This window comes from Lactococcus taiwanensis (assembly GCF_017068355.1).
GTDB lineage: Bacteria > Bacillota > Bacilli > Lactobacillales > Streptococcaceae > Lactococcus > Lactococcus taiwanensis.
Map to the genome: position 1 here is coordinate 1,839,731 of NZ_CP070872.1, position 13,300 is coordinate 1,853,030.

15 protein-coding genes are annotated in these 13,300 nt (G+C 40.0%); all 15 read right to left on the bottom strand.

Annotated elements, in window-relative coordinates:
- Positions 1 to 148 precede the first annotated feature (148 nt).
- The 15 genes from JW886_RS09080 to rsgA all read right to left on the bottom strand — a co-directional run bounded on the left by JW886_RS09080 (position 149) and on the right by rsgA (position 13,267).
- Positions 149 to 1,300 carry a cation:proton antiporter gene (locus JW886_RS09080; RefSeq protein ID WP_205871910.1) on the bottom strand — a complete coding sequence of 384 codons (1,152 nt, stop codon included), beginning with the start codon at positions 1,298 to 1,300 and terminating at the stop codon, positions 149 to 151.
- Between the two features lie 55 nt (positions 1,301 to 1,355).
- On the bottom strand, positions 1,356 to 2,519 hold the full coding sequence (locus JW886_RS09085) for a MalY/PatB family protein (RefSeq protein ID WP_205871911.1): 1,164 nt from the start codon (positions 2,517 to 2,519) through the stop codon (positions 1,356 to 1,358).
- Between the two features lie 71 nt (positions 2,520 to 2,590).
- Entirely contained in the window at positions 2,591 to 3,682 is a 1,092-nt protein-coding gene (locus JW886_RS09090; protein WP_205871912.1) for a cystathionine gamma-synthase, read from the bottom strand.
- Between the two features lie 20 nt (positions 3,683 to 3,702).
- The gene (locus JW886_RS09095; protein ID WP_205272020.1) at positions 3,703 to 4,659 is read right to left on the bottom strand and encodes a homoserine O-succinyltransferase; all 957 of its coding nucleotides are present in this window, start codon (positions 4,657 to 4,659) and stop codon (positions 3,703 to 3,705) included.
- Positions 4,660 to 4,800: 141 nt separating this feature from the next.
- On the bottom strand, positions 4,801 to 5,886 hold the full coding sequence (locus tag JW886_RS09100) for an NADH-dependent flavin oxidoreductase (protein ID WP_420844227.1): 1,086 nt from the start codon (positions 5,884 to 5,886) through the stop codon (positions 4,801 to 4,803).
- The gene (locus tag JW886_RS09105) at positions 5,880 to 6,461 is read right to left on the bottom strand and encodes an NUDIX hydrolase (protein ID WP_241003762.1); all 582 of its coding nucleotides are present in this window, start codon (positions 6,459 to 6,461) and stop codon (positions 5,880 to 5,882) included. Before JW886_RS09105 ends, JW886_RS09100 begins: the two co-directional genes overlap by 7 nt.
- A gap of 5 nt (positions 6,462 to 6,466) precedes the next feature.
- Positions 6,467 to 7,375, bottom strand: coding sequence for an AEC family transporter (locus JW886_RS09110; protein WP_205871914.1), 909 nt, complete (start codon positions 7,373 to 7,375; stop codon positions 6,467 to 6,469).
- Positions 7,376 to 7,482: 107 nt separating this feature from the next.
- Positions 7,483 to 8,352, bottom strand: coding sequence for an aldose 1-epimerase family protein (locus JW886_RS09115; RefSeq protein ID WP_075525856.1), 870 nt, complete (start codon positions 8,350 to 8,352; stop codon positions 7,483 to 7,485).
- 116 nt (positions 8,353 to 8,468) lie between these two features.
- A complete protein-coding gene (locus JW886_RS09120) occupies positions 8,469 to 9,413 on the bottom strand; it encodes a 3'-5' exoribonuclease YhaM family protein (RefSeq protein WP_075525857.1) in 945 nt (314 codons plus the stop codon).
- A 150-nt stretch (positions 9,414 to 9,563) separates the two neighbouring features.
- On the bottom strand, positions 9,564 to 10,865 hold the full coding sequence (locus JW886_RS09125) for a DNA recombination protein RmuC (protein ID WP_205871915.1): 1,302 nt from the start codon (positions 10,863 to 10,865) through the stop codon (positions 9,564 to 9,566).
- A gap of 52 nt (positions 10,866 to 10,917) precedes the next feature.
- Complete coding sequence (rpe, locus tag JW886_RS09130) at positions 10,918 to 11,592, bottom strand: ribulose-phosphate 3-epimerase (protein WP_205871916.1); 675 nt, start codon at positions 11,590 to 11,592, stop codon at positions 10,918 to 10,920.
- A gap of 18 nt (positions 11,593 to 11,610) precedes the next feature.
- A complete protein-coding gene (locus tag JW886_RS09135) occupies positions 11,611 to 11,871 on the bottom strand; it encodes a hypothetical protein (RefSeq protein ID WP_205871917.1) in 261 nt (86 codons plus the stop codon).
- Positions 11,846 to 12,097, bottom strand: coding sequence for a hypothetical protein (locus JW886_RS09140; protein ID WP_200407496.1), 252 nt, complete (start codon positions 12,095 to 12,097; stop codon positions 11,846 to 11,848). Before JW886_RS09140 ends, JW886_RS09135 begins: the two co-directional genes overlap by 26 nt.
- Complete coding sequence (locus JW886_RS09145; RefSeq protein WP_075525862.1) at positions 12,094 to 12,354, bottom strand: hypothetical protein; 261 nt, start codon at positions 12,352 to 12,354, stop codon at positions 12,094 to 12,096. The genes JW886_RS09140 and JW886_RS09145 overlap by 4 nt, the downstream gene beginning before the upstream one ends.
- Positions 12,326 to 13,267, bottom strand: a complete 942-nt coding sequence (gene rsgA / locus JW886_RS09150; RefSeq protein WP_205871918.1) for a ribosome small subunit-dependent GTPase A — start codon at positions 13,265 to 13,267, stop codon at positions 12,326 to 12,328. Before rsgA ends, JW886_RS09145 begins: the two co-directional genes overlap by 29 nt.
- Between the last annotated feature and the right edge of the window lie 33 nt (positions 13,268 to 13,300).

Below are 13,300 nucleotides of genomic sequence, written 5' to 3' on the forward strand. Positions count from 1 at the left end.
TTAGAGCTACAGTATTGAAACTGTACCTCTAAAGCATTTTTTCTATTTTACCATTTTTTTGCCCTTTTTGGGAAGAAAGCGGTAATTTTTTTATTTCATGGGTTCTATTTTATTTACTGACCAAGCTGTCAGGAGTTGATAAAGGTCATCAAAGGCTCACATCTTGAGTTTCTTTGCGTAATACGAACTTAATCAAGAAAGGGGCGATAACGGTGGCTAATATAATCACAATGACCAATTCAGAATAAACCTCATCTGTGATAATATGACTCGTTAATCCTATCTGAGCGACAATTAACGCCATCTCCCCCCGTGAAATCATTCCAGTACCAATCAACATGCTTTCATTAGTACTTAAATGACTGGATTTACCCACTGCATAAGCGGGTAAAAACTTCGTTAATATGGCAAGAAGGGTAAATAATAAAATAATCCAAGGATGATGGATAATACTATCAAATTGTACTGAAATAGCTATCAAAACAAAGAATACAGGGATGAAAATCACGTAACCAATAGCTGAGGTGTATTCTTCGATCTTATGACTCACTTCTGTTTGTGAAATGGCTAGCCCGGCAAAGAAGCTGCCAATGACAGCCGACATTCCTACGGCATCAGCCAATAGACTTAAGCCCAAACAGATGATAAGTGCTACAATCGTATTCTTATTAGCAATGGGTAGCTTTTCAACAAAACGCCAGATTTTCGGGATAAGCTTGTGCACGATAAATAAAAAGGCAAAAAAGAGGAATTCAAAAAAGAATTGTAAAGCAAGTTGCCCACCAGAGCCTCCGCTCTTGAAACTGGTAAAAAGCGATAAGATCAATACCGCAAGAATATCATCGACGACAGCAGCCCCAAGTATAATAGAACCTGCGCGAGTGCTTAGCTTACCATATTCTTGTAGGACTTCTACGGTGATAGAAACCGAAGTGGCAGCAAACACAATCCCATAAAAGAAGCTGGTCGAAATACCATAACCAAAGCCAAAAGCCACGATACCAAAAACTATCAAAGGCACAATTACACCGCCTATCGCGACCAACATTGAGGCCTTAAAGTTTTTCTTAAGCACTGTTAGGTCACTTTCCAAACCGGCAAGGAACATGAGTAGGATGACTCCAATTTCCGACATTACCTCAAGGACATGGCCCCCATGAACCAAACCCAAGACGGACGGAGCAATCAAAATCCCAACCAGCATTTGACCAACGACGGCAGGGATTTTTAAACGTCGTGAAGCAAGTGTGGCAAGCAACGAGGCCACAAGGACAATCGTAAGTTGTAAAATATCATTCATATCCACATTCTAACATATTTTTAAGCGGCTGCCGACCTTTTTTCGCCAAAAGTCCTTAACTTTCAAACGCTTTCACAAGTCGTTGTGTTGCCTCCTCGATAATAGAGAATGGTGCAGCTGCATTAAAGCGTGCATGGTTCTCCCCTTCTGTACCAAAGCTTTTTCCTTCATTCAGGATAACCTTTGCCTTTTGACTCAATTTACTTTTTAAAGCCTCATCTCCTAGCTGATAGGCTGAAAAATCTAACCAAATCAAGTAAGTAGCTTCAGGAAACATAACTTTAATCTTTGTTTTTTCAGTTAATTCTCTTTTGACATATTGAACATTTTGCTCAAGCACTTGCTTTAGTTGGGTCAGCCATTCACCACCATACTGATAAGCGGTTGTGGTCGCTAACATGCCCAAAGTGCTGACTTCTCCTTGATTATTCGCAGTTCTTTGATTCAAAAATTTTCTTCTCAATGTTTCGTTTTCAATAATGGCGTAGGCACATTTAACACCAGCAATATTAAACGTCTTCGAAGCCGACGAAAGAATAATACTAAAATTTTTAAACTCCTTTGAAACTGTATTGAAGCTGTGATGCTGATGTCCAAATAAAGTGAGGTCTTGGTGAATCTCATCGGCGACTAAACAGACGTTGTACTTTTGACATAAAGCACCAATTTTCAACAACTCCTCTTTAGACCAGACACGCCCTCCAGGATTATGGGGGTTACACAACAAATAGAGTTTAACTTCATTGTCTACAATATCTTTTTCGAGCTGTTCAAAATCAATAAAAAATTTTCCATCCTCCTCAAGTAAAGAATTTTCAACTAATTTTCTTTGATTTAACTTGACAGTACGCGCAAAAGGTGGATAGACAGGCGTATTAATCAAGACTGCCTCATTGCGTTGTGTCAGAGATTGGATAGCGAGACTGAGTCCTGGCACCACACCATCCATAAAAACTAAACTTTCTTTAGAAAAACTATAATGATGTTGCTCCTTCTCCCAAGTCTGCACACTGTCAAGCAAGCGCTCTTCAACATACGCATAGCCATAGACACCATAATCGGCATACTCATGAATACTTTGGGTCACTTCAGGCAGTGCGATAAAATCCATATCCGCCACCCATAAGGGTAGTTTTTCATGATCTTGCTGTACTTCTTTCCATTTCACTGAATTATGGGTGAGACGATTGGGGATGGTTGTAAAATCATATTTTGTCATTATTTTCCTCTTATTTTCTTTTTACATTGAAACTGTTTTGCTGACCAGATAGTCAGTAACTTTTGAGAACATCAGTCAGTAATAAAAGCCTGCTCTATGTCCTCTATCAAATCACGCACATCTTCTATCCCTACTGAAAGCCGTAATAAATCATTTGTTAATCCATAAGTTGCGCGCACTTCCTCTGGAATATCATGATGGGTTTGGGTTGCTGGATAAGTAATTAAACTCTCTACCCCTCCCAAGCTTTCCGCAAAAGTAATCACTTTTAATTGATTCAGAAATTTGGGAATGATGGTCTCATCAGAGACTTTGAATGAAATCATTCCCCCTCGTCCAGGATAGGTGGCCGTTTGAACACTTGGATGTTTTTTAAGCATTGCGACCACCTTTTTCGCATTATAAGTAATGCGTTCCATACGAACACTCAACGTTTTTAGTCCTCGCATTACTAAATAACTATCAAAAGGCGAAAGGACCGCACCGCTAGTATTCAGTTGATGAAGTAGACGTTGATAAAGCTCCTCGTCACGTACAATTACCGCACCAGCAAGCACATCATTATGTCCTGCTAAATATTTCGTAGCTGAGTGAATGACTAGATCCGCACCAAGTTCTAAAGGTTTCTGGTAGATGGGGCTATAAAAGGTATTGTCTACAAAAACTTTAGCTCCGCAAGCTTGGGCTTTATTGACAATTTTTTCAATGTCAAATTCTACCATCATGGGGTTTGTTGGCGTTTCAAGATAGACCAGATCAGTAGTCGAATTAATAAGTGCTAACATTTCTTTTTCGTTATTTGCATAGGAAAAAGAAAAACGGCCTTGCTTTTGTTGCTCATCAAACCAACGATAAGACCCGCCATACAGGTCTCGGCAAGCAACAATTTTGGTCCCTACTGGAAGAATATCAAAAGCTAAAACAATGGCAGCCATCCCAGAAGCTGTTGCCAAAGCAAATTGGCCCGACTCGATCAGTGCCAAAGTTTCTTCTAAGGTTGCCCGGGTCGGATTTTTTGTTCGAGTATAATCATAGCCGGTCGAATGACCAAACTCGGGATGTTGATAAGTGGTGGAAAAATGCAGAGGGGCGACCAAAGCACCCGTTATTTGGTCATGACGTGTCCCAGCTTGGGCTAATAAAGTATCTAATCTTGTTACCATCTTTTGTTCCTTTTCTAAGATTATTCCGCTTGATTAAAATCATAGTCTTCTTCATAGTGGCTGCTTAACCGCTCACCTACATAAGGGGTTGCTTGATAGACAGCATAGTTCAGCCAGTTTGAAAAAAAGAGCGAGGCAGCAGAAGCCCAGGTTTTAACGGGCGGTTGCTGCTCATCATCTTCTGGAAAATAATTTTGGGGTCGCACGGCAGTTAGTCCCGCCGCTTTATCGCGTTGATATTCCCATTCTAAAGTTTCACGATCATACTCTAAATGGCCAAATAAATAAATTTCTCGCAAGTTTTTCTTAGCAACAATACCCAAACCTGCATGTTGTGAATGAGAAAGAATTTCAAAATCATCTAAAATGCGAATTTGTTCTTCAGCACAAGCTGTATATCGTGAATGAGGAAAAGAAAAATAATCATCAAAACCCCGAAAAAGAGGATGCCTGTGGTTTTCCACTGTGCTTTTAAAAACCCCACAGACTTTCTGCGGCAGCTGCTGCTTGGTTATGCCATAGCGCGCATAAAGGCCAGCTTGAGCTCCCCAGCAAATATGAAGGGTCGAATAAACATGACGTTTGCTCCACTCAATAATCTCTAAAAACTCTAACCAATAATCAACGGCCTCAAAAGCCATTTGCTCTAAGGGTGCCCCCGTTATTATCAACCCATCATAATACTTTGCTCTGACCTCTGAAAAAGAGTGATAAAAGCTGTCAAGATAAGACTGTTGTGTGTTCTTTACCACATGGCTGCTAGGATAAAGCAAATCCACGTTGATTTGAAGAGGGGTATTGGATAGCAACCGTAAAATCTGGGTTTCAGTCACCATTTTACGGGGCATTAAATTCACAATAAGTAAATTGAGCGGTCGAATATTCTGTTGCTCAGCCCTTTCACTATCCATTACAAAAATATTATCCGCCCGCAATTGTTCAATCGCAGGAAGATTTTTGACTACTTTTACTGGCATTCTACCCTCTTTTCTAATTTCAATTAGACTTAATTATAGACTTCTAGACCATTTTTTCAAGAGGTTCAGATTAAAATTTTGTGATGGACTTATTTAATTTTTTTAAGTTGAGAAGGATAAAAAACTTGCCCTAGAGCAAGTTTATTTATAGCGTTTTTCTAAGTATTTAAACATAGGATGTGGCATTGGCAAATCCTTAATTGCTTCACCAAAAGGTTTACTGACAGGGTCGTCAGTAATTTCTCCAGTTACTTTTAAAGGAAATTCTGGGTCGACTAGGAGCTGCTGCGCAATGGCCGCTGCATCAGCATTTTCAAGGAGCGCTTCAACATCTTCTTTTGTACGCACACCTCCTACCCCAATGACAGGCATAACACCCGCTACCGCTTCATGAATGTAAGCCAATTCTGATTTTTCTTGATAGGCTTGCGAATTAGCACGGCGAGTGAAGTGTTTTAAAGAAATATGTAAATAATCGAGAGGCTTTGTTTTCAATTGTTCTACAAAAGCGAGCGTATCTTCAAAACGGATTCCTGGTACTGTCGCTTCTACAGGAGAAAGACGATAACCGATGGCAAATGGGCGTGAAGTTTTCGCTACTTCTTGTGCCACACGGTCAATAACAGCAAGAGGAAAGTTCATCCGTTTTTCTAGACTCCCCCCCCAGTGATCCGTGCGGCGGTTAGAATGGGGAGAGAAAAACTGATGAAGTAAATACATATTAGCCCCATGGATCTCCACACCATCAAATCCTGCTGCAATCGCTCGGCGTGTTGCTTGACCAAACGCTTCAATGAGGGCTTCAATTTCGTTTTCTGATAACTCCCGTGGAATTTCTGAGCCAGGAACTTCTGCAGCAACACTTGAGGCTGAAACGGGTTGCTCACCAATGGTTTTTTCAGAGGTCATACGTCCTGCATGAAATATCTGTAAGATTGCCTTTGCCCCACCAGCATGGATAGCCGCTGACAGCTCTGTCAGCCGTGCAATCGCATCATCAGTAGCAATCGTCAGCTCACCTGGCCAGCCTTTCCCGTTATCCGTTACATTCGCCGTCCCCGTAATGACAGCACCTAATCCCTTACTCCGCATCCCGTAATGTTGGATTTCTTCTTGCGTCACAATTCCATCATGAAAACTCAGTACAACAGTCATTGGTGCCATGATTAAGCGATTCTTCAAGGTCACACCAGAGCGAAGCACTAAGGGTTGATTTAAATTCATAATTTGTCTTCTTTCTTTTTTTCAATAATTCGTGAAATAATTTTATCATAAATAATTTTCATCTCTTCTTCAGAAGATTGGGAGGAAAATTCTTCAAGAGGAATCCAAGCTACTCCGCCTGTTTCCTCTTTATTTTCGCGCAACAACTGTTGGTCATCCGCTTCAAATAAAAAAGTCACATTCAGGTGTAAGTGGGCTGGAACGTAACCTCTTGAACGATGAAAATGACCGAATACTGGTAAATTTTCAATCGAGATCGGGTCAGGTAAAAGTAATTTCAACTGCTCAATTCCACTTTCTTCTCTTACTTCTTTTTCAGCCACATGAAGCAAGTTCACATCGCCATCAGCATGACCGCCCATCCAGCCCCAACTCTTATAAATTTTGTGATAAATGCCTAAGACCCGCTCATGTGCTTGATTCAAAACGAAAGCGCTTGCTGTAAAATGGGCTAAAGCATCACGCGTCAAATTTTTCGCATCAGATGCACGAGCCTTAAAAAGCGGTAAGTCAGCCTCTTCTTGGGGTCCTTTAGGTCTAAACCGACCTAATAAAATTTCTAATTCATTTTTCATCATTAACCTCATAAAATAATTACTACAAGACTCATCAAAACTAAAGATACAAACATTGATAAACTAATTACTAAACCTGCGACAGCCCGATCATTTCCTAACTCAACTGCCTGAATCATGTGCAAAAATGACATGGGGCAAAAGAAAATCAACAAAAGTACCTCTTTGATAAGTGCTGGAAAAGGAACCAAAAAATAGAAGAAAATCGCCAGTATTATTGCTAATAAATAGCGCCACCACAGTATGCTCAAAATTAATTTAAGTTGTCCCTGCGGAAGCCTAAACTCCATAAACAAACCTATCGTAAAAACAGAAAGGAGCGTATTGGCATTGCTGAGTGGACGTAGAGGAATAAGCCATTGTTCCGGAATACTCCATCCCAAAATGGCAAGTCCAAACATGAGGAGGTAGACAACAAAAGGAGGGTTTTTAAGCAAAGTATTAAAAAGCGCTCCCCCCAACCCTCTTTGCTTCTTTTTCCACAAAGAGCGCTCGACGATTGCCTGAGTTGTTCCCGTAACCATGAAAGAATTCCCCATATCAAACATTGCTAAATAAGGAATAGCTGCTGGAAAAAAGCTACTAACAAAAGGAATTGAAAAATTCCCAATGTTGTATCCTGATAGGTCAAACATGTAGAGTCCTTGCGCTACGGGATCTTGTTTTCGGCCCAAAATTTTTCCCAGAAAAACTAGAAAAAGATTGGTGCAAATTCCTAAGCACATCAACACCAAAAAGGTGGAGGAAAGCTTCGTATGGTTGACCCCAATAAGAATCGTAGCTGGCAGCGTCAGATATACAACCAATTTTGAAACGAGGGCACCATCTTTTTGAGCTAATAAACCTAATTTTTTCAGTAAAAGCGCGAGCAATAAGATAAGTAAAATGCTGAATGCATTTAAAAAAATCGTTAACATAGCCGTTCACAGTCTATCAGTCTTCCCTTTTAAAAGAGAGCTGAACTTTCTTCTTCATTTTATCACTTTTTCAAATAAAAAATCTCGTAGAAATACGAGACTTTTAGTTATTTTATTTCAATGGTATACTCACAAGAAAATTTACCGTCTGGTGCTAATTCATTGATTCCAAATTTTGTAATGAGGTCTCCATCAGTATTTTGATCATCGGCAATCCCGCACCATGGTTCAATACAAACAAAAGGAGCTTCGCTTGGATAAGGGGACCATAATCCAAAATAAGGCATGTCTTTCCAAGATACTGTAACCCCGTGATCATCAATCGAGTTCGTAAGCGAAACGCTCATTTCATCAGATGAGCTATAGACGAGTGCATCTTGCTCGAAAAGGGCGCGAGTCAAGGGCAAGGTACTGACCGTAACTTCTTTGCGCTCATCCACTTTGATTGTTCCCGTAGGTACATCTAAAGGAATAAAAGTGCGTGCCCCATCAGGTTTGATGGTGAGTTGATAATCTTCAAATTTCCCATTTTTGAGGGGAACATTAAAAGCTGGATGAGCACCCACACCAAAACTCATAAATTTTTCATCTTCATTTTTCACATCGTAGCGAACTCGAATTTTATTAGCTGAGAGTTTATAAGAAACGCGGAAATTGAAATGGAAGGGGTAATGATTTAGACTATCTTCATTTTCATGCAGTTCAAAGACTAGCTCATCTTGTGTAGCCCGAATTAATTCAAATTCATTGTCACGTGCAAAACCATGACCTGACATTTGATAGGTTTTATCAGCGTAACGATAACTCCCATTTTTTAATTTACCAACAATAGGAAATAAAACTGGGGCATGACGTCCCCAAAATTTAGGATCTGCTTGCCACAAGTATTCCATTCCCTCATGTTCAATAGAATGCATCTCAGCACCGAATGTGTCTACTTGAACAGTCACTTGGTTATTTTTTAAAGTGTATTGCATCATAAGCTCCTTCATTGAATCTTTTTCATCTTATTTTAACATTTTTATTGAGAGATGGCAGTCTTTAAAAGCAGCAGTCTTGGTGAGTTATATTAAAAAAACCGTACGCATACGGTTTAATCATTTCTTGGTTTATAGAAATTACGGTTGGAGAGTGCCCAGACACGCTGACTAAATTGTCCTGGCTCAAGTGTGGCTGTAGCAGTAGTCATCATCATCATATTCGCATCCATCACATCAATTTGGTGGATCATTTCCGCTTCCATAATCTGTGGGCGAACGGGACTACCATATTCCAGTTCTCCGTGGTGGCTAAGCAAACAGTGACGGAGCATCAAAAGCTCTTCATTATCATCATCAAAGCCAAGCTCCAAGGCTACTTTACTGACTTCTTCGTCAATCAAGACAATATGGCCAAGCAAGTTCCCGCGCAGGGTATAACTCGTATTTTCGCTTCCGGTAAATTCTAAACATTTAGCCATATCATGAAGTAGAACACCCGCAAACATTAAACTCTCATCGAGTTGTGGGTAAACTTCACAAACCTTTTCGGCAAGATGGAGCATGGTCGTTGTATGGTAGGCAAGTCCTCCTTCAAAAGCGTGGTGATTTGTTTTTGCAGCGGGAAATTCATAAAATTCTTTATCAAATTTCTTCAAAATCGCTCGAACGATCCGATTTAAAGTGGCATTCTCAATTTTAAAAACAATCGATTGAACATACTCACGCAAATCTTTTTCTTGAGCAGGTGAGCTTTCACGATAATCCCGTGGATTATTGGGTTCATTATCATTAGCTATTCGCAGCTGAATTTTATTGACTTGTGGCATGCCATTATAAAGTTCTTTTAGTGCTCTCATATGCACCACCCGTCCTGCACGAAATTGCTCCACTGCTTTAGGATTGGCATCCCAAATATTTCCGTTAATTGTGCCACTACGATCTTGGAAACTTAACGCAAGGTAATCTTTCCCTGCACGCGTTTGACGCAGTTCAACAGACTTAATTAAATAAAAGCCTTCAAAAAAATCGCCAATTTCTAAATTTTTAATGAGAACCATCTTTTCTCCTTTATGGTTTGAATCCTAGAGGTGAAAGCCTAACTATAAATAAGCAGAGCTAGTAAAGCCCGGCTTAGGTTTAGTTTAAAAGTGCGTGCGTTCTAGGTGTAATTAAAAACAAGTGTTAATTTTTACTTTATATCAGCAAGCTTAGTCATCAAGCTCCAAAAGTTTACTGCTACTTCCTTCATCAATCCGATCTACGGCGCGAAGTTTTCGATTCATCACATTGGTGCGTGTCGTAATCAGGGTATTAATTTCTTTTTCGGACTGTTGTAAACGTTCGTGTACCTTTTTAAGTGATGTTTCAAATTTACCAAACTCCGTTTTGACTGCACCAAGGAGCTCGTATACTTCAGAAGATTTTTGTTCGATTTGCAAAGTTTTAAAGCCCATTTGGAGACTGTTTAAGACGGCTGTCATTGTCGTTGGTCCTGTAACGTTCACTTTGTAATCGCGACTGATTTGTTCATAGAGTTCTGGATTGTTGACGACTTCCATGAACAGGCCTTCCGTTGGTAAGAACATAATCGCGAAATCAGTTGTTTTAGGAGGGACAACGTATTTCTCACTGATTGACTTAGCTTGAGCCTTGACCGCATTAAATAGTGCTTTACGAGAACGTTCTATTTCAACAGCATTATTGGTTTCTAATGCACTTTGTAAGCGTTGATAATCTTCCATTGGGAATTTCGAGTCGATGGGGAGTAGCAATTCAGAACCTTCTACTTTACCTGGCAAAACGACAGCGTAGTCAACGGCATTATTACCAGCGATATTGACTTGCTCGCGATATTGACTGCTTGTAAAGATTTGTTCCAAAATTCGTCCGAGCTGGATTTCTCCGACAATCCCGCGTGTTTTGACACCAGTCATGACTTTTTGGAGACTGTCCACATCACTCGCCAAATTACGCATCTCCCCTAGGCCTTCTTCTACATTTTTCAAATGCATTGTGACCTGTTCAAAACTTTGTGAAATCCGACGATTGAGCGTTTCTTGTAGTTTCTCATCAACCGTTTCTTGAATTTGTGAGAGCTTTTTATCATTGGATTCTTGTAAATCTTTGAATTTGAAATCAAACTTTTGAGTAATAGATTCTGTCAGCTGTGAAAGCGTGCTGACCGTTCTGTCAGTAGATTCTACCAAACTTACAGATATTTTTTCCAATTTTTGCTCATTCGAGTTTTGTAAATCTTTAAATTGTTGGTCAAATTTTGTATTTAAGTTTTCTGTTAATAAAGATAAGTCTGTATTGACAGAGCGCAAACTTGTGGAGAGTTCTTGGCGATTTTGGCCAAGTTGTTGACTCAAATCTCCCCGCAAATCTGATAAGTTTTGACTCAGATAAGTCAGTTGATTATTGATTTTGCTATGATCAGCCTTTTTAAAAAAATTGGCTAAAGAAAGTAAAATCAGGACAATCAGCAAAATGATAATGACGATTTCCATTTTATTTCTTGTACTTCCTTGTTTCTAAGATAAAATTTTACTGACCAAGCTGTCAGTAATTATGGGGTGCTGATAGTGCGAGATGTTCCTTTAAGGCTGCAATATTTTCTTCCACATCCCCTTTAAAAATAAATGATCCTGCAACAAAAACATTGGCACCTGCGGCTTTGGCAAGTTGAATCGTGCGTGGATCAATTCCACCATCGACTTCAATTTCAAAACTAAGCTTTTTATCACGCCGAATCTGAGCAAGTTCGCGAACTTTATCCATCATTTCGGGAAGAAAAGCTTGCCCACCAAAACCGGGATTGACTGTCATAACAAGCACCATATCTACCATTGCTAAAACAGGTGTGATAGCTTCAACAGAGGTGCCAGGGTTAATCACAACAGAGGCTTTCATACCCGCCTGTTTGATTTTTTGAAGTGCCCCATGAATATGAGGTGTGGCTTCTGCATGAATGCTCATGCTATCCGCCCCTGCTTTGGCAAATTCACTGACGTAATTTTCTGGTTTTTCCACCATCATATGGACGTCAAAAAAGAGCTTGCTAGCCGGACGTAAAGCAGCCACAACACCAGCGCCAAAAGTTAAATTATCTACAAAATGTCCATCCATCACATCAATGTGAACCATATCCGCACCAGCAGCTTCAAGGCGTTTCACCTCCGCAGTAAATTTTCCAAAATCGGCGGACAAGATTGAAGGGGCTATTTTATCTTTCATTTTATATCCTTTCTAAAATCAATCTTTAAAAAAATTCTTTCTTGTACTAAGCAACAAATAGAGGGCAAGCCCGAGCAAAAAAATAACTAAAAGAAGGAACACTCCCCGTAATATCAACGGAATCTGAGTGCGAAATGCAAGCGCACAAAAGCCAAAAACGCCAGCAAGCAGACTTGCCGCAATAGAGGTATGCAACTTGCGGTTAAAATTTCGTATTTTTTGTTCTGAAAACAAAGCTTGCTCTTTACTTAGCTCATTTTTCTGTTGATTTTTCTTCATGAAGTTCTTCTTCGATAATATTTTTCCACGCTTCACCTTCACGTTGATGTTCGACCACCGTGGCGGAACGTACACCAAAGACAATTGCCAAGGCTAAAGCGAGCACAGTAATTAAATTAAGCCAAAAATCTGCTGTTTTACTTGAAAAAGCAAACATTGCGAGAAGCTGGCAAACAAGAGCTACTGCTACCGCAAGGCCAGCCTCTCTTTTAAAGCGTTTTTTCATTGGTGATCCTCTTGCCCTTTCTCTTTAGAGCTTTCATCAGTTGCTGACGAAGCGGTCAGTCCAAAAAAGGCGCGATTCAGCCAAAAAAGGACAAAAATAGTTGCGACCACTAACAAAATAAAAACCGTAATCATCATCGGTCGTGACAGTTCGTTTTTAAAAAATATAGCTAAAATCCAAGCCAAAACAACGATAAAAAAGCCTGCTTGTTTCAGCCAAATATTATCTTTAGCTTTGCTTTTTCCTTTTTTTTGCATAAGTTTCCCTCGTATTATTAATTTCATTAAGGAGTTGTAAGTAATTTTGATAGCGACTTGGAAGGATTTCACCTTGGGCTAGCGCTTCTTTTACCGCACAATCCGGCTCATGGGTATGCGTGCATTCCCGAAATTTGCAGCCATGACTGATCTTCAACAGTTCAGGAAAAGCCGCATTGAGATCGGGTTGATTATCCACCTCATAGTCCAAACTTGAAAAACCTGGCGTATCGGCAATCAATCCTCCAGCAACTTCGAAAAATTCAACATGGCGTGTGGTATGCCTTCCACGTCCTAATTTATCAGAGGTCTCACCCGTCTCAAGATGCATTTCTGGAGCAATTTTATTGAGCAATGTTGTTTTTCCAGCACCTGTTTGCCCCATAAATACAGTGGCTTTTCCTGCTAAGTGACTGACCAACTCATCCGCATCAAAAAAAATCTCATAACCGATTTGCTGATAGTCTGACCGAAATGTTATATAATCAGCCCGTCGGTCAAAGTTGCTATCAGAAGCTGACGGAGCCGTCAGTTCCTTTTTCCCTTTTTCATCATCTGCCAACAAATCCATTTTTGAGACATAAATCAGGGGTTTAATCCTTTTATGTTCAAGAAACACTAAAAATCGGTCCAGCAGGTTTAAGCTAAAGTTCGGGCTAAGGGTGGACATAATCACCACAGCTTGGTCAATATTAGCAATAGAGGGCCGAGTTAAACTATTGCGACGTGCATGGACTTCCAATACGTACCCTTCCGAATTTTCCTCTGCTGTGAAATCCACAAAATCCCCCACAACAGGTTTTGTTCCTTTTTTGCGAAAATTTCCACGCGCCCGGGTCTGGTAAATATGACCCGCACTCTCTACATAGTAAAATCCCGCTAAAGATTTAACAATACGTCCTTTTTTTATCATGTTCTCATTATACCAAAAAAAGGCTTAACTGTA